19 protein-coding genes are annotated in these 17,828 nt (G+C 72.7%); 11 read left to right on the top strand and 8 right to left on the bottom strand.

Translation table 11 applies throughout. The annotated features are described in order from the left end of the window. The 5 genes from PUR61_RS09350 to galK all read left to right on the top strand — a co-directional run. Positions 1-466: amidohydrolase family protein (locus tag PUR61_RS09350; RefSeq protein WP_329877665.1), on the top strand; the 466-nt coding region annotated here is incomplete at its 5' end. Positions 467-548: 82 nt separating this feature from the next. Then, positions 549-1,538 (top strand): aldo/keto reductase, encoded by a 990-nt coding sequence (locus PUR61_RS09345; RefSeq protein WP_329877663.1) that lies wholly within the window; start codon positions 549-551, stop codon positions 1,536-1,538. Between the two features lie 229 nt (positions 1,539-1,767). Further along, positions 1,768-2,868 (top strand): galactose-1-phosphate uridylyltransferase, encoded by a 1,101-nt coding sequence (gene galT / locus PUR61_RS09340; RefSeq protein WP_329877661.1) that lies wholly within the window; start codon positions 1,768-1,770, stop codon positions 2,866-2,868. After that, positions 2,865-2,999, top strand: coding sequence for a hypothetical protein (locus PUR61_RS09335; RefSeq protein WP_329877659.1), 135 nt, complete (start codon positions 2,865-2,867; stop codon positions 2,997-2,999). Before galT ends, PUR61_RS09335 begins: the two co-directional genes overlap by 4 nt. Next, the gene (gene galK, locus PUR61_RS09330) at positions 2,996-4,135 is read left to right on the top strand and encodes a galactokinase (RefSeq protein WP_329877657.1); all 1,140 of its coding nucleotides are present in this window, start codon (positions 2,996-2,998) and stop codon (positions 4,133-4,135) included. The genes PUR61_RS09335 and galK overlap by 4 nt, the downstream gene beginning before the upstream one ends. Positions 4,136-4,253: 118 nt before the next feature. Here galK and PUR61_RS09325 read toward each other — a convergent pair whose 3' ends face one another. The 5 genes from PUR61_RS09325 to PUR61_RS09310 form a co-directional block, all read right to left on the bottom strand. Then, entirely contained in the window at positions 4,254-4,673 is a 420-nt protein-coding gene (locus PUR61_RS09325) for a hypothetical protein (protein WP_329877655.1), read from the bottom strand. Positions 4,674-4,868: 195 nt separating this feature from the next. After that, positions 4,869-5,609, bottom strand: coding sequence for an alpha/beta fold hydrolase (locus PUR61_RS09320; RefSeq protein ID WP_329877653.1), 741 nt, complete (start codon positions 5,607-5,609; stop codon positions 4,869-4,871). A gap of 49 nt (positions 5,610-5,658) precedes the next feature. Then, positions 5,659-6,237, bottom strand: coding sequence for an NUDIX domain-containing protein (locus PUR61_RS45250; protein WP_443035141.1), 579 nt, complete (start codon positions 6,235-6,237; stop codon positions 5,659-5,661). A 56-nt stretch (positions 6,238-6,293) separates the two neighbouring features. After that, positions 6,294-6,488, bottom strand: a complete 195-nt coding sequence (locus PUR61_RS09315) for a hypothetical protein (protein WP_329877651.1) — start codon at positions 6,486-6,488, stop codon at positions 6,294-6,296. A gap of 27 nt (positions 6,489-6,515) precedes the next feature. Then, positions 6,516-7,466 (bottom strand): LysR family transcriptional regulator, encoded by a 951-nt coding sequence (locus PUR61_RS09310; protein ID WP_329877667.1) that lies wholly within the window; start codon positions 7,464-7,466, stop codon positions 6,516-6,518. A 106-nt stretch (positions 7,467-7,572) separates the two neighbouring features. Between PUR61_RS09310 and PUR61_RS09305 the strand changes: the two genes are divergently transcribed. From PUR61_RS09305 to PUR61_RS09285, 5 genes are all read left to right on the top strand, one after another. Further along, complete coding sequence (locus PUR61_RS09305; RefSeq protein WP_329877649.1) at positions 7,573-8,466, top strand: NAD(P)H-binding protein; 894 nt, start codon at positions 7,573-7,575, stop codon at positions 8,464-8,466. A gap of 44 nt (positions 8,467-8,510) precedes the next feature. Beyond that, entirely contained in the window at positions 8,511-8,876 is a 366-nt protein-coding gene (locus PUR61_RS09300; RefSeq protein ID WP_329877647.1) for a darcynin family protein, read from the top strand. Between the two features lie 225 nt (positions 8,877-9,101). Beyond that, positions 9,102-10,307: a hypothetical protein gene (locus PUR61_RS09295; protein WP_329877645.1), complete on the top strand. Its 1,206-nt coding sequence runs from the start codon at positions 9,102-9,104 to the stop codon at positions 10,305-10,307. A gap of 95 nt (positions 10,308-10,402) precedes the next feature. Beyond that, entirely contained in the window at positions 10,403-11,608 is a 1,206-nt protein-coding gene (locus tag PUR61_RS09290) for a hypothetical protein (protein WP_329877643.1), read from the top strand. 280 nt (positions 11,609-11,888) lie between these two features. Further along, positions 11,889-13,184 carry an MFS transporter gene (locus PUR61_RS09285; protein WP_329877641.1) on the top strand — a complete coding sequence of 432 codons (1,296 nt, stop codon included), beginning with the start codon at positions 11,889-11,891 and terminating at the stop codon, positions 13,182-13,184. A 209-nt stretch (positions 13,185-13,393) separates the two neighbouring features. Here PUR61_RS09285 and PUR61_RS09280 read toward each other — a convergent pair whose 3' ends face one another. Then, positions 13,394-13,621, bottom strand: a complete 228-nt coding sequence (locus PUR61_RS09280) for a hypothetical protein (protein WP_329877639.1) — start codon at positions 13,619-13,621, stop codon at positions 13,394-13,396. A 241-nt stretch (positions 13,622-13,862) separates the two neighbouring features. Between PUR61_RS09280 and PUR61_RS09275 the strand changes: the two genes are divergently transcribed. After that, positions 13,863-16,106 (top strand): sulfatase-like hydrolase/transferase, encoded by a 2,244-nt coding sequence (locus tag PUR61_RS09275; protein ID WP_329877637.1) that lies wholly within the window; start codon positions 13,863-13,865, stop codon positions 16,104-16,106. 49 nt (positions 16,107-16,155) lie between these two features. Here the strand turns inward: PUR61_RS09275 and PUR61_RS09270 are convergent, their stop codons facing one another. Together PUR61_RS09270 and PUR61_RS09265 are read right to left on the bottom strand one after the other, a co-directional pair. Continuing rightward, positions 16,156-17,181, bottom strand: coding sequence for a YihY/virulence factor BrkB family protein (locus tag PUR61_RS09270; protein WP_329877635.1), 1,026 nt, complete (start codon positions 17,179-17,181; stop codon positions 16,156-16,158). Between the two features lie 66 nt (positions 17,182-17,247). Further along, positions 17,248-17,721 carry an SRPBCC family protein gene (locus tag PUR61_RS09265; protein WP_329877633.1) on the bottom strand — a complete coding sequence of 158 codons (474 nt, stop codon included), beginning with the start codon at positions 17,719-17,721 and terminating at the stop codon, positions 17,248-17,250. Positions 17,722-17,828: the final 107 nt, after the last annotated feature.

Raw genomic sequence — 17,828 nt, 5'->3', positions numbered from 1 at the left:
GCACCCCTCCGTCCTCGACCTCGCCTACGGCACCGCCGGCTCCTCCCGCGTCGCGCTGATCACCGACGCCATGGGCGCAGCCGGCATGGGCGACGGCCTCTACCCCCTCGGCCCCCTCCAGGTCGAGGTCAAGGACGGCGTCGCCATGCTCCTCGACGGCAGCTCCATCGCCGGCTCCACCCTCACCCTGGACGCGGCGTTCAAGCGCTCCGTCGCCGTCAACGGACTGACCCTCAACCAGGCCGTCGAGTCGCTCTCCACCGTCCCCGCCCGCCTGCTCGGCCTCGCCGACTCGGTCGGCACGCTGGAACCCGGCAAGAACGCCGACCTCGTGGTGCTCGACTCCGCCACCCACGACCTGGTCGCCGTCATGCGCCGCGGCGAGTGGATCACCGGGGCCGACCGCTTCGGCGCGGTCGAGCCGCCGTTCGGTTCTGTCACGGGATCCGTCCGGTCCGACGGCTAACGTCCGAACCGTCCTCGGACGCAACGTTGTTCCCTGTTGATTTGAGTTCACGTTCTGGTGGGTAACTGGCAGGATGTGCGACATGAACTACCATGCCTCGGAAGACCGCTACGCCTCGATGACCTATCGCCGCACCGGACACAGCGGTGTGCAGCTGCCCGCGGTCTCGCTGGGGCTGTGGCACAACTTCGGTGACACCCAGCCGCTGGACGTGCAGCGCGCGGTACTGCGCCGGGCCTTCGACCGGGGGGTCACCCACTTCGACCTGGCGAACAACTACGGCCCGCCGTACGGGAGCGCCGAGCGCAACTTCGGCCACCTGTTCGCGCAGGACTTCCGCCCGTACCGGGACGAGCTCTTCATCGCCTCCAAGGCGGGCTACGACATGTGGCCCGGCCCGTACGGGGACGGCGGCAGCCGCAAGTACCTGCTGGCCAGCCTCGACCAGTCGCTGGGGCGGATGGGCCTGGACTACGTGGACGTCTTCTACTCGCACCGCCACGACCCCGAGACCCCGTTGGAGGAGACGATGGGGGCGCTGGACCACGCGGTGCGCTCCGGCCGCGCGCTGTACGCCGGCATCTCCAACTACCCGGCGGCCGAGCACCGGGAGGCGGCGGCGATCCTGCGCGACCTGGGCACGCCGCTGCTGCTGAACCAGGCCCGGTACTCCGTCCTCGACCGCGCCCCGGAGGACGGCCTCCTGGCGGCGGTCGGCCACACCAGGACCGGTCTGATCGCCTACTCACCCCTGGCTCAGGGGCTCCTGACGGACCGCTACCTCACGGGCAATGTGCCGACCGGCTCTCGGATGTCGGTCGGACACTTCCTCAAGGAGCAGGCGCTGACCGGCGCCAAGCTGGAGCAGTTGCGCGCGTTGAACAAGGTCGCGGAGCGGCGCGGCCAGACGCTGGCGCAGCTGGCACTGTCGTGGGTGCTGCGCGACCCCCGGGTGGTCTCGGTGATCATCGGGGCGAGCAGCGTGGCCCAGCTGGACCAGAACATCGACGCGCTGGACGGCGGGCCGCTGTCGGAGGAGGAGCTCGCCGAGATCGACCTGCTGAGCCGCTGACACGACGAAGGAGGGCGACGACCCGCACCACGTGGTGCGGGTCGTCGCCCTCCTTCGTCGCCCCGGGCGGCGGCAGCGGCCGGCCGGCCGGCGGGGGATCTCCGCCCCGCAGTGCTCACCCACCATTTCACGACACCTGATTGTTGACTTCTGTTTCTTTGTGTTCGAATATGAACCCGAGGCTTGCTCAGTACGGGTAGCCGAGACAGGCCCGGCAGGGAAGGAAGCCATGATCAAGACCTCGGACAAGCTCGCGGACGGCCGCGAACTCCTCTACTTCGACCAGGACGACGCCACTCCCCGAGCCCGCTCGGTCGACCAGCGTCCCTTGGAGCCGGCGGCGAGCCTGTCCGAGATCCGCAGGGACCCGCTCACCGGGGACTGGGTGACCATCGCCGCGCACCGGCAGGCCCGCACCTACCATCCGCCCGCGGACGAGTGCCCGCTCTGCCCCTCCCGTGACGGCCGGCTCAGCGAGATTCCCGCCCCGGACTACCAGGTCGTCGTGTTCGAGAACCGCTTCCCCGCCCTGGCCATCGGTGCCGACCCCGAGCGCCTCGGCCACCCGGTGGCCAAGGCGGAGCCGGGCGCCGGGCGCTGCGAGGTGGTGTGCTTCACCGCCGACCACGGATCGTCGTTCGCCGACCTGACCGAGACCCGGGCCCGCCTCGTCCTCGACGCGTGGACGGACCGGACCGCGGAGCTGTCCCAGCTGCCCGACGTCAAGCACGTGTACATCTTCGAGAACCGCGGCGCCGAGATCGGTGTCACCCTCGCCCACCCGCACGGACAGGTCTACGCCTTCCCGTTCGTCCCGCCGCGCACCGCCCGCATGATCGAGCAGGCCGACTGGCACCGCGTCACCACCGGCCGCAACCTCTTCGAGGACGTGCTGGCGGCCGAACACGCCGATCCGGTACGCGTGGTGCTGGCCGGTGAGCACTGGACCGCGTTCGTTCCGTTCGCCGCCCGCTGGCCCTACGAGGTGCACCTCTATCCGAACCGGCGGGTCGCCGACCTGACGCAGCTGAACGAGGCGGAGCGCGCCGAGTTCCCCGGCCTCTACCTGGAACTGCTGCGCCGTTTCGACCGCCTGTTCGTCGAGGAGGGGAGCGGCGGACAGGCCGCGCCGACCCCGTACATAGCGGCCTGGCACCAGGCACCGACCGTCGGTGCCCCCGAACTGGCCCTGCATCTGGAGTTGTTCACGATCCGACGGACGGCCGGCAAGCTCAAGTTCCTCGCCGGTGTGGAGTCGGGGATGGACGCGTTCGTCAACGACGTGTCGCCGGAGGCGGCCGCACAGCGTCTGCGGGAGGTCTCGTCATGAGCAGCTACCCGGTCACGGGCGGCGCCGCCCATGTCGGCAGGACCCCGCGCCACCCCGACCTCGACGACACCGTCACCGACGCCCGGACCTTCGTCCCGAGGCAGAGCACCGAGAGGCAGCACGCACGATGAGCCCGGTACACACCGCCGCCGGCGCGACGGCCCCCGCCCGGACCGGGGTCTGGGCCGCCCCCGGCCGAGTCAACCTGATCGGCGAGCACACGGACTACAACGACGGGTTCGTCCTGCCGATCGCGCTGACCCAGGCGGCCCGCGCCACCGTCCGCCCCCGCGCCGACCGGGTTCTTCGCCTCTACAGCGAGCAGGGGGACGGCCGGACCGTCGAACTGGACATCGACGCCCTCTCCCCCGGCAGCGTGGACGGCTGGGCCCGCTACCCGGCCGCCGTCGTCTGGGCGCTCCGCGAAGCCGGATGCCCGATCGGCGGTGCCGACGTGCACATCGACAGCGACGTGCCGACCGGCGCCGGCCTCTCCTCCTCGGCAGCGATCGAATGCGTCATGGCGGCCGCCTACAACGGCCTGCACAATCTCGGGCTGACCAGGAAGGAACTGGCCCGGATCGCCCAACGCGCGGAGAACGCGTTCGTCGGCGTGCCCTGCGGAATCATGGACCAGATGGCCTCGGTGTGCGCCCGGCAGGGCCAGGCGCTGTTCCTCGACACGCGGGACCTGTCCGCCCGTCACGTCCCGTTCGACCTGGAGGGCGCCGGCCTGCGGCTCCTGGTCATCGACACCCGCGTCAAGCACGACCTCGCCGACGGCGAGTACGCGAAGCTGCGGGCCGGCTGCGAGCGGGCCTCAGCCCTCCTCGGCCTCCCCGCCCTGCGCGACCTCACCCCGGACAGGCTGCCGGCGGCGCTGGACCGCCTGCCGGCCGAACTACGCCCGCTCGTACGCCACGTGGTGAGCGAGAACGCGCGCGTCGAGCAGGCCGCCGCTCTCCTCCACGGCGGCTACCTCCACGCCCTCGGCCCGATCCTGACCAGCGGACACGCCTCGCTGCGCGACGACTTCGGCGTCTCCTGCCCGGAGACCGACCTCGCCGTCGAGGCCGCCGTCGACGCCGGCGCGCTGGGCGCCCGGATGACCGGCGGCGGCTTCGGCGGCTCGGTGATAGCGCTCGTCGCGGCCGACACCGCGCCCACCGTGACCACCGCGGTCGAGACCGCCTTCCGACAGGCCGCCTACGCCGCTCCCCGCACCTTCACGGCCGTCCCTTCCTCCGGCGCCCGTCGCATCGTCTGAGCCGTCCGAAGGATCGTCCCTGACGGCGGGGGCCGGCCGGTCCGGTCCCCGCGCGCCGCGCAGGCGGCCCCGGCTCTCGGCAGCACGTCGACCGGCGCGTCCGCGTCCGGGCGGGCGCTCAGACGTGGGGCGTGAGGGGCCCTCCGGCCGTCCGGGACCCGCCCAGCGGAGCGAGAGTGCCGGCGGCAGCCGCCAGGACCTCGGCGAGCAGAGCCGCGGTGCGACTCGCCTCGTACAGCTGGTCCCGGGCATCGCGGGCGGCCCGGATGACGTCGAACGCCGCGTCGCCCACCGGTTCGGTGGCGGGCGCGATCCGGCCCGAGGCCTGCTCGCTGCTGAGGAAGGCCTCGACCTGGTCCAGCAGCTCCGGCAGGCGCGCGGCGATTCCGGCGAGCGCAGCGACGGTCTCGGCCGCCTCGGCGGTGTGCAGCAGGCCCGGACGGCCACCCTGGGGAGCCGTACCGGCGGCACGCAGAAGATCGGCGGCCTCGGTGGCGAGGCGTACGACGGAAAGGTTCGGAGGGACGGGCTGACTCATGGGTGGTCCTCCTCGACGGGGCGGTGGTGAGGGACCGTCACCGACGCTCCCTGGCACCGTCTTCCCCTTCGTCTCCGCGCCACACCACCCCGAATTCTCGTCGGCCGGAGGGCAGCCCACGGAGGGAAGGCGGCCCACGGACGGGGCTCGGCCGCGCGAAGCGGCGACGGGTGCGGCGCGGCAGCCCATCGTTCCTCAGAGCGCCGCCAACTCCTCCAGCACCACGGCGGTCCCGGCGGGCCGGGAGAACATCGGCCAGTGGCCGGTGGGCAGTTCGCGCAGTTCCCACTCGGGGCCGGCGAGCGGGGCGAAGTACGGCTCCCCGGAGGCGATCATCGCGCGGATCTGCTCCAGCGGGAACGAGCAGGAGACGAGCGCCTTCGGCAGGGCCTGTCCGCCGCCCGTGAGCCGCAGCGGTTCGGTGAAGACCCTGACCGGCACATCGGTGGCGCGCGCCCGGATGTCGTCGAGGGTCTCCCGGTCCAGGCCGTCCAGGCTTGCGCCGCTCGCCGCCAGTTCGTCCCAGGGAGGCATCGGGTGCCGCCAGCCGCCGACCAGGGACGCTTCGGCGCGGGCCCGGTAGGCGGGTTCCCAGAGGTCGCGCAGGGCGGCGCCGTCCGGGAGTGGCCCGCTGTCGAGGTAGACGACCCGCCGGATCCGCCCGGGCAGGCGGTCGGCCGCGCCGGTGGCCGGGGCTCCGCCGCCGCTGTGCGCGACCAGGACGACCTCCCGGAGGTCCTCGCGGACCATCAGACCGGTCAGATCGGCGATGTGCGTCTCCAGCCCGACCTCCGGTCCGGCCTCGCCCGCACGCTCGGCCAGGCCGGTCAGACTCACCGGGTGGACGGTGTGCCCGGCGGCGCGCAGCGGCGCGGCGACCGCGTCCCAGGCCCAGGCACCGAGCCAGAAGCCGGGCACGAGTACGAACGTGCTCATGGCGTCCTCATGGAATGTCGCCCCACCTTCCCGTGAGGGTCGAAGCTGATCATCCGCAGGGCCGGCGCGCCCGGTGGGGGCGCCGCCGACGCCAGGGTAGCGGGCGCGGGTGCCGCGAAGGCCGTCCGACAGGCCAGCAGATTCCACCATCCGTACCGGCTCGAAGAGTTCTTTCTGACGGGTCGTCAACCTCGGGCCGTCCGAGGCCCTCACGCCGGTCGCCCGGCGGCCCTGCGCCGCTCCGGGCCGTAAGCGCCAGCCGCCGGGTAACGAGAGCGCGGAGGTCAGGCCGTGTCGACCGGACACGGTCAGCCGTGGACCGGGCGAAGCGATCGTGTTCTGTCTGGTTGATCCGGACCGGCCATTGACCGGGCGGTTCCTCGGCGGCGAAGAAGAACCCCCTGCTGGCAGCAGGGGGTTCTCGCGGGCTGGGTAGTCCAGGTGGCCGATGTACAGCGCTGGCGATGGCCGGCCCGGCCTCCTCCTCCTGGACCTCACGTGCGAGAGCTTCGGCCAGGGATTCGCCGGTCTCGACGCCGCCGGGCGGTTCCCAACGGCCGGCCCAGGAGTCCGACGCCGTACGTCGGAGCATCAGGAGCCGGCCGTGGCGGACGATGAGTGCACCCACACAGAAGGCGTCGTATCCGTCTCCGTGGACCAGGTCGATGAGCTCACGGTGCACGATCAGCGGGTGACGAGTTCCCGTACGGCGTCGCTGACGGCTGGGATCTCGTCGGGCCCGGCCCACTCGTGCGCGTCGTGCTCGGTGAGGGTGACCGGGCCGGTCCGGGTGACAGTGACCTCGAAGGTAGCCCCGCGGACCTCGCGGTCGACTCCGGCCAGTGCCTGCTCGATCTCGGCCGGGCCGACGAGGCGCACGCAGCCGCCGGGACAGCCGGCTCTGTTTCACGCGGTCGGGCTCCCGGGCGGACGGAGGGTCCGGCGGATGGCGTTGCGGAGCCAGTGGTGGGCCCTGTCGGCTGCATGGCGGGGGTGCCAGGCCATCCCGACGATCACGGGCGGCAGCGTCAGGGGGAGGTCCAGGAGGTGCAGTCCGAGGGCGACGGCGTCGCCGGTGAGGGGTGAGGGGGCCGCGCCGGGGAGTGCGGCAGGGACGAGGCAGACGATGTCGCTGCGGGCGGCGAGGGTCATGGCGGCCAGGTGGCTGGGAAGGACGATGCCGACCCGCCGGTGAAGGTTCTGCTCGGCCAGGGCGGTGTCGAGGGGGCCGGTGAACCGGCCGCGGCGGCTGACCGCGACGTGGTGGGCGGCGGCGAGCCGGGCCGGGGTCAGGGGTCCTTCGGTCAGCGGATGGCCGGGCCGGACGGCCGCCACCATGCGGAGGCTGACCAGCTCCTCGACCCTGGTCTCGGGGTCCACGTGGTCGATGGACCCGACCTCCAGGTCGATCCGGCCGTCGCGCAGGGCCGGGCCGGCCTCCAACTCCTCGGCCCGGAGCCGGAACGAGACCCCCGGCGCCTCCTGCTCGGCCAGGCGCAGCAGTCCGGGGGCCAGGGCCGCGCCGACGAGGTCGGCGGTCTGGAGGGTGAAGGTGCCGCGCAGGGTGGCGGGGTCGACGCCGGCATCGGGGCTGAGCAGGGCTCCGAGGCGCTGCACGACGGCGGCGGCCTCGTCGCGCAGGGCCAGGGCGCGGGGGGTGGGGACCATGCGCTGCCCGGCCCGGACCAGCAGCGGATCCTGCAGGGTACGGCGCAGGCGGGCGAGCGTGCGACTCATGGCGGCGGGCGAGGTGTGCAGGCGGGCGGCGGCCCGGGTGACGCTCTGCTCGGCCAGCAGGGCGTCCAACGCGATGGCGAGATTGGCGTCGAGGGCCGAATCCGGGCTGTTCACCAGCATTATTCCGTTTCCGTCAATGATTCCGTGCCGACGTTCCCATTGTGGCAGCACCGGGGTCCTCAGCAGGATGAGGGGCGTACCGACCAGCACGACCTGCGAGGTTTTCATGATCGTCATCACTGCTCCCACCGGGAACATCGGCCGTCACCTGCTCTCCCGGCTCCTGGAGTCCGCCCCCGCCGCAGGCGAGGAACTGCGTGTGATCGTGCGCGACCCCGCCCGGCTTCCGGACGCGGCGCGCGGACGCGTCGAGGTGGTCGTCGGCTCGCACGGGGACGCCGAGGTCGTCGACCGGGCCTTCGACGGTGCGGACGCGGTCTTCTGGCTCGTCCCCCCGGTCGCCGCCCCGTCCCCACAGGTCGCCTACAGCGGCTTCAGCGGGCCGGCCGTGAGGGCGCTCGCGGCGCACGGCGTCGGCCATGTCGTCGGCGTCTCCGCGCTCGGCCGCGGCACCCCGCTCGCCGACCGGGCCGGCCTCGTCACCGCTTCCCTCGCCCTGGACGACCTCATCGCCGACAGTGGCGTCGCCTACCGGGCCCTGGCCAACCCGTCCTTCTTCGAGAACCTCCTGGAGGAGGCCGACTCGATCCGCGAGAAGGGCTGCTTCACCGACTCCGTCGACGCCGACCGCAGGGCTCCGCTCGTCGCCGCCGCCGACATCGCGGCCGCGGCCGAAGTCCTGCTGCTGGACCGCTCGTGGACCGGCACCGGCAGCGTCCCGGTCCTCGGGCCGCAGGACCTCTCCCCCAACGACCTGGCCCGCATCATGACCGAACAGTTCGGCCGCCCCGTCCGCTACGAACGCCAGTCGCTCGACGCGCTGTACGCCACCCTCGTCGGCTACGGCCTCGACGACGCGTTCGTCCAGGGCATCGTCGACATGAAGCGCGCCAAGGACCAGGGCCTGGACGCCGGCGTCGCCCGCACCCCGCAGACCGCCTCCCCCACCGGCTTCGAGCAGTGGTGCGCCCGGACGCTCAAGCCGGCCGTCCTCTCCTGAAGCCCCACCGCACCGATGCCACCTGCCGCTCTGGAGACACCCTGATGCCCGCTGAGAAGACCGCATCGCCGGTCACCGCGTTCATGCTCGTCAAGACCACGCCCGAGTGGCTCGCCCTGACCGTCCGGCAACGCGTCGACGCCTTCACCACCGAGGTCCTGCCCGTGATCGAGGCCAGGACGACCGGCGTCCGGTCACGCTTCTACGACACCGAGTTCTACTCCGCGCGCGTCACCGACGTCTGGGTGTGGGAGGCCGACGACCACCACGCGTACCAGCTCCTCATCGACGCGCTGCGCGAAACCCCTTTCTGGGACCGCTACTTCGAGGTCGTCGACCTCCTCGTCGGCACCGAGAACGGCTACGCCCGCACCTACGGCCTCGACCCTGTCGCCACCATCACCACCTGACACACCGCCCACCGCCCGCCGCACGCGTCTGTTCCTGTGCCCTCCGGCCCCACCCGGCCGGAGGGCACAGGAACAGGAGGGCACAGGAACCGGAGGAGCCGGAGCCGTCGGCCGTCCCGCACCGCCCGGCGGGAACGGTTGTCCCGCGAAGGCCGGGGCCGGTGATCCGGCGGTCGGTCCGGTGCGGGGTGATGATGGAAGGGAGTAGACGCGAGGAGGCCTGCGATGGTCAGGTTCACTCCGAACGACCCGACCGGGATCGCCGTCAACGCGGGCGGGACCGGCCCGGCCGACTTCACGGTCAACCCGTCCGGAACAGCCGTCGGGTTGGAGATCTGGCACCGGACGGTCCGCTTCGATCCGGCGGCGCCGCCGCCTCCCCCGTTCGTCCTCGGCCCCGTCTGGGACCCGCCCCACCCCACGCGCGCACTGCACGCGGACGTCCCCGTGGGCGGCCTCTACCAGGCCCGCCTCTTCGAGAAGGGCAGGGGCAGCGCCGCGCTGGCGGAGAAGCCGCCGCCGGAGCTGCTGGTCGGCAGGGTCGACACCCCCTGCGCGGGCCCGAAGACGCGCCTCAAGTTCCTCACCGCGTGTATCGAGAGACCTCAGACCCTCCTCACGCCGGGCGGCACGTTCGTGACGGCCGCCTTCGCGACGAGCGCCCCGGTCATGGCCCGGGTCCAGATCTCCGACAGCCCGCCCCAGGTGGCACCGCTGACCGGGCACCCCTTCTTCGGCAACCAGGAGGTGATCGCCACCGCGACCTCCGACCGGCCCGCGCTGATGCACGAGTTCTCGCTGATCGACGACCTGCGCTCGCCGCTCACCTCGTCCCACGTCGGGCTGCGACCCGGCACCGAGCTCTTCTTCCTGATCGTGGTGTGGGACGCGGCGGGCTTCTTCGACTTCGTCTGGAACACGACCGGCGAGGCCCCCGCGACACCACCGGAGAAGATCAAGGTCAAGAACCGGATCGTCGAGGCCAGGGTGGCCGCCGTCCACTGCTACGAGGACAGCGACAGGCACAGCTTCGGCGAGGCGGACTTCACCTTCGGCCTCACCGGCGGGGCGAGGACGGTGACACAGACCTTCACCTGGGATCCCATGGCCCTGAGGTCCGACATGACTCCCCTCCCCGCCTGGGCCACCGCCCTCCAGTTGGTCGCCCCGTTCACGGACGACAGGGTGGTCGTCTGGGTCGACGCCACGGAGGACGACTCGGGCAGCTTCCCGTCGGACTCCGACGACGGTGCGAGCACCGCCGGCCGGCTCGGCGGCGGCGCGGGGCGCGGAACCCCGCTGAGCTTCCCCGCGGGCGAGGGCCGCGAACAGGTGACCGACCAGCCGCTGGTGCTCCACAGCGTTCCGACCACGGACGGCGAGCTGCTGAGCTTCTCGACCACCGTCGTCTACTCCGTCACCTACGCCTGAATCCGGGCCGGGCCGGACCGGACCGGCCCGCGCCGTTCCCGGGCCGTCAAACCGTCGAACCGTCGAACCGCCGATACCGAACAAGCGAGGACACCATGGTCAGATTGATTCCGGACCGCACGGCGGCCATCGCCCTCGCCGGCGGCGCGGTCTTCCACCTCGACGCGAGCGACTCGGTCGGCGGGCAGACCCACCTGGAGCTCTGGGAACGGACGCTCCCCTTCACCCCGGCCGGGGTACCGGCAACGGCCCCGTTACCGCCTTTCACCCTGCGCCCCGGCCCGGTGTCCGAGAGCCCCACCAGCCCGACCGTCCAGGCCGTTCCACTCGGCAGCATCTACCAGCTGCGCCTGTTCAACCGAGGGCACGGCAGCGCCGAACTCGCGGAGAACCCGCAGCCGAGGCGGCTCACCCTCGGCGCCCTGGACTTCCCCTCCATCGGACGCGGTCACGCCACCTTCCTGACCGGATGCGGCGACAAGCCCCGGGTCATGGTGACCCCGGGCGGGACGTTCGTCTCGATGGCGTTCGTCACCCAGAGCCGGACCATGGCCCGTGTCCAGCTCCTGGGCAGCACGCCCCAGACCGAGAGCTTCGGCCACCCGGTCTTCCTCGCGCCGGACGTGATCGCCGACGCCGTCTCCCCCCGGCCCGCGATCGTGCACCGGGTCTCCGTGGTGGACCGGATCTCTGCGGCGACCCCGGGCCACATCCCCCTGCGGACCAACCAGGAACTGTGGTTCACGATCCTGGCCTGGAACGAAGCGGGCGACTACGACATCGTCTGGAACACCACCGGCCTCGCCCCCGCCACGCCCCCGGAGGTTGTCAGGACCAAACAGCGCGTCGTTCGCGCCCGACTGGCCCGGCTCCACTGCCACGAGGACAGCGACAAGATCGGCAGCGGATCCGGCGAGTTCACCTTCGGGATCACCGGCGGCTCCGCGACGGCGATGTCGCCTCCGGTCTCGTGGAAGCCGATGACCACCGGCGACATGCTCGAAGTCCCGGCAGGGCCGGACCTCACGATCTCGCCGCCGGACGCCGCCGCGACGGTCCGCGTCTGGGTCGACGGCACCGAGGACGACTCGGGCAGCGTCCCCCAGGACGACGACGACCGGGCGAGCACCGCCGACTACCTCGGCGGCGGCCCCGGCCGGGGGACGTCGCTCCCGTTCCCGGCAGGCCAGGGGAAGGAACTGGTCACCGACGCCGTGCTCACGCTCGCCAGCGCCCCGGTCACGCTCGGCGACAGGTTCGAGTACTCGGCCGACGTCGTCTACAGCGTCGACTACGTCTGAACCACGGGACGGCCGAGGGGAGCCGGCGGGGCGACGCCCGTCGAACGCCGGCCCGTCGGCGATCCGTTGGCGACCCGTCAGACACGACAGCCCCGCGCTGCGGGCGATCACGGCCGCCGCCTCCACGCCGAGGATGTGAGGCGGAACCTCTCGTGCCCGGCGGGTCGGGCCCCGGCTCGCGCACCGTGTTCCGGCACCACCGGCACCACCGGCCGGCACGTGCAGAGTCGTTACGGACCGCACGGAGGGGGCCGACGGGGGCGCTGTTAGCCTGTTCGACATGATCATGAAGAGTGTCGGGGTGAAGATATCCGGCGCGCCGGCGCAAACCGGTCCGCAGCGCGCCCTCATCGCGGCAAGCTTCGTCAGCCGGGTGGGCAACGGGCTGTTCAACACCGCCGCGGTGCTCTACTTCACGCTGGTGGTGCACCTGCCCGCCGCGCAGGTCGGTCTCGGCCTCACGATCGCCGGGCTGGTCGGGCTGCTCGCCGGGATCCCGGCCGGGAACCTGGCCGACCGGTACGGGCCGCGCACGGTCTGGCTGGCGGCCCTCGCGATGCAGGCCGTGACGATGGCCTCGTTCGTCCTCATCCACAGCTGGCTCACGTTCACGCTCATCGCCACCCTGGACCGGCTGGCGGCCACGGCGGGCGGCGCCGCAGGTGGTGCGCTCATCGCCCGTACCGGCGGTGAACGACCGGCCGCCTTCAGGGCGAAGCTCCGCACGTTCGTCAACCTCGGCGTGGTCCTGGGCACCCTCGGTGCCGCCTTCGCGGTCTCGGTCAACAGCCGCCCCGCGTACACCGCGCTCATCCTCGCCAACGCCGCCAGCTTCGCCTGTGCCGGCCTGATCGCCCTGATCGGCGTCCCCGACTACCATCCCCTGCCCCGGCCGAAGGAACACCACCGCTGGGCCGTCCTGTCCGACCGGCCGTACGTGTGCTTCACCGCGCTCTACGGCGCCATGGGCCTGCAGTACCAGACCGTCTCCCTGCTCCTGCCGATCTGGCTCTCCGCCCACACCGATGCGCCCCGGTGGACCGTGGCGGCCGTCTACGCGGTCAACAGCGGGGTGTGCGTGCTGCTCCAGAGCAGGATCGGCTCGCGGGTGGAGACACCGCGCCAGGGCGGCCGGGCGTTCCGCGTCGCCGGGCTGCTCTTCCTGGTCAGCTGCCCCCTGATGGCGCTGACCGCGGACGTTCCGACCTGGATCGCGCCGGCGCTCGCCGTCCTCGCCGTCTGCGTGCACAGCCTCGGAGAGGTGTGGGAGTCCTCGGGCGGCTTCGCCCTCGGTTTCGGCCTCGCCCCCGACCACGCCCAAGGCCAGTACCAGGGCTTCTTCGGCCTCGGGTTCAACGCCGGGCAGGCCCTGGCTCCGGTGGTCCTGACGACGGCGGTCCTCGGACTCGGGCACGCGGGCTGGCTGCTCCTCGGCGTGTTCTTCGCGGCCCTGGGCGCGGCGGGCCCGCCGGTGGCGGCCTGGGCGGAGCGCACCCGCCGCCCGATCCACGACACGACCGGCACGGCACCTGCCCGGCCCGACGAAGCCCCGCTTCCCGACACCGTCCAGGGCTGATGCCGGGATCCGGGCGCTCCCGGCGGCAGTGCGACGGTCCCGGACAGTCGTGCGGTCACGGCGACCAAGGAGAGTGGAACGGACCTGCGTCACGAACTGACGGAGGGTCCGGTCCAACTGCCCTGTGCTGATTCTCGAACGCCGCCGCAGCCGCTCCGGGTACGGACCGGGCTCGCCGACCGGCACGTCCGGTCCGACGAACCCTCCGTTCAGCTGCGAGGTTCGGTGAGGAGGGGCTCGATCGCGGCGACGAGGTCGTCGGCCGTCGCGGAGCCGTTCCCCTCGAACTCGGCGATCTCGGCGCCGACGGGCGCACTCACGGCAAGGACCTTCGCGCACGCGTGGAGGTCGTCGGGGCTGAGGCCGCCCGGGACGGTGTAGTCGGTCGTGAACAGCCCCGGCTCCATGACGCCGCAGTCGTTCTCCCGGCCTGCCACGGAGGCCCTCCACCGAGTCCTCGGCCCGAGGTTCGGTGAGGGTCCGGGGTGACGGCGGCGAATGACGGCGGCGAATGACGACGGCGATTGACGACGACGGCTTCACATCCTTGTCATGCCGCATGCATGGGTATCCGGCCGGCCGCTCAGGAGGATGGACGCACCGGCACAGGCGGCGTCCCCCGCCCGCCGTCGCATCCGCCGTTCCCGCCGTCCGCCCCTTCGCCTCCAGGAGCACCCGATGTCCAGTCGTCGCCGGTTCCTCACCGGGTCCGCCGCGGCCCTCGGCCTCACCGCGCTGCCGGCCCCGCCGGCCGGGGCCGCGGCCACGGGCAGCACGTCCCCGGGCGATGCTGCCCCGGGCAGTGCGGCCACCGGTGGCCGGGCCCCGAACCTCGTCGTGGTCCTCGCCGACGACCTCGGCTACGGGGACCTCGGGTCCTACGGCCAGAAGCTGATCGACACCCCGAGGATCGACCGACTGGCCGCGGAGGGTCTCAGGTTCACGGACGCCTACTCGCTCGCCGCCGTCTGCGCGCCCTCGCGCGCCTCCCTGCTCACCGGCCTTCACACCGGACACTCCGCCGTCCGGGCCAACCCCAACGGCGCCCAGGGGTCGCTGGGTGACGGTGACACCACCTTCGCCGAGGTCCTGCGCAGCCGGGGCTACCGCACCGCGCTGATCGGCAAGTGGGGCTTCGGGCCCGAGCAGGGCGACCAGCCCAGCCACCCCAACTCCCGTGGTTTCGAGGAGTTCTACGGCTACATCGACCACGGGCACGCGCACCAGTACTACCCGCAGTACCTGTGGCACAACGGGGTGAAGGAGACCGTCCCCGCGAACGCCGGCGGTGCCAGGGGCCGGTACGCCCCCGATCTCATCGAGCAGCACGCGCTGGAGTTCATCGACGCGCACGCCGCCGAGCCCTTCGCACTGTTCCTCACCCCCAACGTCCCGCACGCGCCGAGTGACATCCCCGACAGCAGCGCCTACGCCGCACGCGCCTGGTCGCAGGAGAACAAGGGGCATGCCGCGCAGATCAGTTACTTCGACGCGCTCGTCGGCAGGGTCGCCGACCGGCTGCGCGCGCGGGGCATCGCCGAGGACACCGTGCTCCTCGTCACCAGCGACAACGGCCCGCACGAGGAGGGCGGCGTCGACCCCGACCTGTTCGACGCCAACGGCCCGCTGCGCGGCTACAAGCGCAACCTCTACGAGGGCGGCATCCGGGTCCCGCTGATCGCCTGGGCGCCCGGCCGGATCGGCGCGGGCGTCAGTGACCGCCCCACCCCGCTCACCGACGTACTGCCCACCCTCGCGGAACTCGCCGGCGCGCCCGCCCCCGCCGACCTCGACGGCCTGTCCGCCGCCCCGCTGCTCGGCGGCAGCACGGACGCGGCCCGTCACACGCACCTCTACTGGTACCGCGACGAACGCGGTGTCACCAGCCGGGCCAACAGTCAGGACAAGGGTCGCGGTACCTGGCTCGCGGAGGCCGTCCGCAAGGGCGACTGGAAGGCCGTGCGGTTCGCGCCCGTCCGGGACCGCACCCTCCCCGACACCCAGTGGCAGGTCGAGCTGTACGACCTGGCGAGCGACCTCGGCGAGCAGCGGGACGTCGCGGGCCTCAACCCCTCCGTCGTCACCGACCTCGTCGCCCTGATGCGCGCCTCCTGGCGCGACACCTACCCGCGCAAGCCGTTCGGGCTCTCCGTGACCGTCCCCGCGTACGCCGCGCCGGGCGTGCCGTTCACGGTCTCGGCCACCCTCGGCAACGCGTCCGCCCGGTCCTGGAGCGACGCGCTCCTCACGCTCGGCGCCCCGGCGGGCTGGGTCGTTCGGCCGACCGGGCCGACCGGCCGGACCGAGCTCGCCGCAGGCACCGTCCTGACCGTGACGTGGGAGGTCACCGCGCCGACCGGCGCCGCCCCGGGCACGGACGGGTCCCTGGCCGTCACCGCGGGCGCCCGCTCCACCGGCGGTCCGCTGGCCTTCTCCGCGACCGGACGGACACCTCTCCTCCCGGCCCCGCCGACCGCGAACGCCTACCTCAGCGACCTCACCTGGGTGTCGGCCACCAACGGCTGGGGCCCGGTCGAACGCGACACCTCCAACGGCCGCAAGGAGGCCGGCGACGGCACGCCGATCACCTTCGCCGGCACGACGTACGCCAAGGGCCTGGGCGTCCACGCACCGTCCGAGATCGTCTACCACCTCGGCGCCCGGGGGAACCGGTTCACGGCGCTCGTCGGCATCGACGACTTCTCCACCCGGCAGTCCGCGCTCGGTGCGACGAAGGCGTCGGTCCACGGCGACGGCAAGGTGCTCTTCACCACCGGAAAGCTCACCGGCGCCTCCGGTCCGGTCGAGGTCGACGTCGACGTCCGGGGCGTGCGTCTGCTGCGCCTGGTCGTCGAGGACGCCAACGGCAACACGGCCTTCGACCACACCTCCTGGGCCCGGGCCCGGGTGACCGTGCTCTGACCCTTCTCCGGGCCTTCTCCGAGCCGGGCCGCCGCGGCAGCCCGGCCGGCTAGGTCTTCTCGTCGTCGGGCCAGGTGCGGGTGTCGCGGGGCCGCACGTAGGGCTCCTCCTTCTCGGGCAGACCGCCCTCGATGGCGCGTTCCCGGGAGAGCTCGGCGTCGAACTCCAGGCCGAGGAGGATGGCGAGGTTGGAGATCCACAGCCAGACCAGGAAGACGATCACACCGGCCAGCGTGCCGTAGGTCTTGTTGTAGGAGGAGAAGTTCGCGACGTACAGGGCGAACCCGGCGGAGGCCGCCATCCAGAGGACGACCGCGAGCACGCTGCCCGGGGACACCCACCGGAAGCCCCGGTCCCGCACGTTGGGCGCGGCCCAGTACAGCACCGCGATCATCAGCACGACGAGGACCAGCAGGACCGGCCACTTGGCGACCGACCACACCGTCAGCGCGGTACCGCCCAGGCCGAGTGCGCGGCCCACCCGGTCCGCGAGCGGGCCGGTGAACACGACGATCACCGCGCTCGCCGCCAGCAGCACCATCAGCAGGAGCGTCAGGCCCAGGCGCAGCGGTGTGGTCTTCCACACCGGGCGGCCCTCACGGATGTCGTAGACGGCGTTCGAGGAGCGGATGAAGGCGGCCACGTAGCCGGACGCCGACCACAGGGCGCCCGCCAGGCCCACGACCAGCAGAACCGAGCTGACGCCGCCGCCGGAGTTCCGGAGCTGGTCGACGGCGTCGCGCAGGATGTCGCGGGCGGCGCCGGGTGCCAGGTTCTGCAGGTTGTCCAGCACGGCACCGGTCGCGGACTGCCCGATGACGCCGAGCACCGAGACGAGGACGAGCAGGGCCGGGAAGATCGCCAGGACGCCGTAGTACGTGAGGGCCGCAGCGCGGTCGGGCAGCTCGTCCTCCAGGAACTCCTTGCCGGTGCGGCGCAGTGCGGCCCACCACGAGCGCCGGGAGAGGTCGCCGGGAGAGTCCGGGGCCGCTTCCGTGACCCGTCGGCTCGGGCCCGGCCCGGCGTCGTTCTCCCGGCCGTCGGGCCCGTGTGCGTGTCTGAACCGAGGTGCCATGACGGGCGTCTGTCCGCACCGGCCGCGGTCAATCCCCTCGGTGTGAGCCCGACCTGCGGAACGCGGTCACCCGCCGGGCCGGCCGGCACCGGTTCCGGTGGCCTGCCGGTGTTCCTCGACCGCCACCCGGGCGAGGTTGCCGAGCAGCCTGCGGTTGCGCAGGTGCAGCACGAATTCGCTCGGTGGTCCCTCGAAGCGCGAGCCGGGGCCGGTCAGGGGGTGCTCGTCGAGGAGGACCAGCGTGTTGGCACCCCAGGGGATGAGGGTGAACGCGATGCGGGCGGTGCCGAACGGTGCGGCCTTCGCCTCCAGCTCCAGGCGGGTGCCGGGCTCGCAGATCCGGACCGTGCAGCTGTCGTCGATGGTGAGCGGGCCGAGACCGGCCCGGTAGCGCAGGGCCGCGCCCACCGCCGGCCAGCCGGGGTCGACGTGCTCGATGTCCTGCGTCCCGACCACCCACTCGGCGTAGCTGTGGCCGTCGGCCAGGACGCCCCAGACTGCTTCGGGCGGGCATGCGATGAACTGCTGGCGCCGTGCCATGCGACTCCTCCTCGGTGCTTGCCGTGTTGCCGTGGTGCCGTGTTGCCGTATCGCCGGGCTGTCCGGTTGTCCGTTCGGCGCGTCGTCGGGCCCGGTCCGCCCGGTCC

The sequence above is a fragment of the Streptomyces sp. BE20 genome (assembly GCF_036322525.1).
GTDB lineage: Bacteria > Actinomycetota > Actinomycetes > Streptomycetales > Streptomycetaceae > Kitasatospora.
Note: the sequence above shows the minus strand (reverse complement) of the source record. Positions and strands in the feature narration are given on the sequence as shown.

Excerpts from the sequence above, each read along its gene's own strand:
- PUR61_RS09345 (WP_329877663.1), top strand. The coding sequence starts at position 549 with ATGAACTACCATGCCTCGGAAGACCGCTACGCCTCGATGACCTATCGC.
- galT (WP_329877661.1), top strand. The coding sequence starts at position 1,768 with ATGATCAAGACCTCGGACAAGCTCGCGGACGGCCGCGAACTCCTCTAC.
- PUR61_RS09335 (WP_329877659.1), top strand. The coding sequence starts at position 2,865 with ATGAGCAGCTACCCGGTCACGGGCGGCGCCGCCCATGTCGGCAGGACC.
- galK (WP_329877657.1), top strand. The coding sequence starts at position 2,996 with ATGAGCCCGGTACACACCGCCGCCGGCGCGACGGCCCCCGCCCGGACC.
- PUR61_RS09325 (WP_329877655.1), bottom strand. The coding sequence starts at position 4,673 with ATGAGTCAGCCCGTCCCTCCGAACCTTTCCGTCGTACGCCTCGCCACC.
- PUR61_RS09320 (WP_329877653.1), bottom strand. The coding sequence starts at position 5,609 with ATGAGCACGTTCGTACTCGTGCCCGGCTTCTGGCTCGGTGCCTGGGCC.
- PUR61_RS09310 (WP_329877667.1), bottom strand. The coding sequence starts at position 7,466 with ATGCTGGTGAACAGCCCGGATTCGGCCCTCGACGCCAATCTCGCCATC.
- PUR61_RS09305 (WP_329877649.1), top strand. The coding sequence starts at position 7,573 with ATGATCGTCATCACTGCTCCCACCGGGAACATCGGCCGTCACCTGCTC.
- PUR61_RS09300 (WP_329877647.1), top strand. The coding sequence starts at position 8,511 with ATGCCCGCTGAGAAGACCGCATCGCCGGTCACCGCGTTCATGCTCGTC.
- PUR61_RS09295 (WP_329877645.1), top strand. The coding sequence starts at position 9,102 with ATGGTCAGGTTCACTCCGAACGACCCGACCGGGATCGCCGTCAACGCG.
- PUR61_RS09290 (WP_329877643.1), top strand. The coding sequence starts at position 10,403 with ATGGTCAGATTGATTCCGGACCGCACGGCGGCCATCGCCCTCGCCGGC.
- PUR61_RS09285 (WP_329877641.1), top strand. The coding sequence starts at position 11,889 with ATGATCATGAAGAGTGTCGGGGTGAAGATATCCGGCGCGCCGGCGCAA.
- PUR61_RS09275 (WP_329877637.1), top strand. The coding sequence starts at position 13,863 with ATGTCCAGTCGTCGCCGGTTCCTCACCGGGTCCGCCGCGGCCCTCGGC.
- PUR61_RS09270 (WP_329877635.1), bottom strand. The coding sequence starts at position 17,181 with ATGGCACCTCGGTTCAGACACGCACACGGGCCCGACGGCCGGGAGAAC.
- PUR61_RS09265 (WP_329877633.1), bottom strand. The coding sequence starts at position 17,721 with ATGGCACGGCGCCAGCAGTTCATCGCATGCCCGCCCGAAGCAGTCTGG.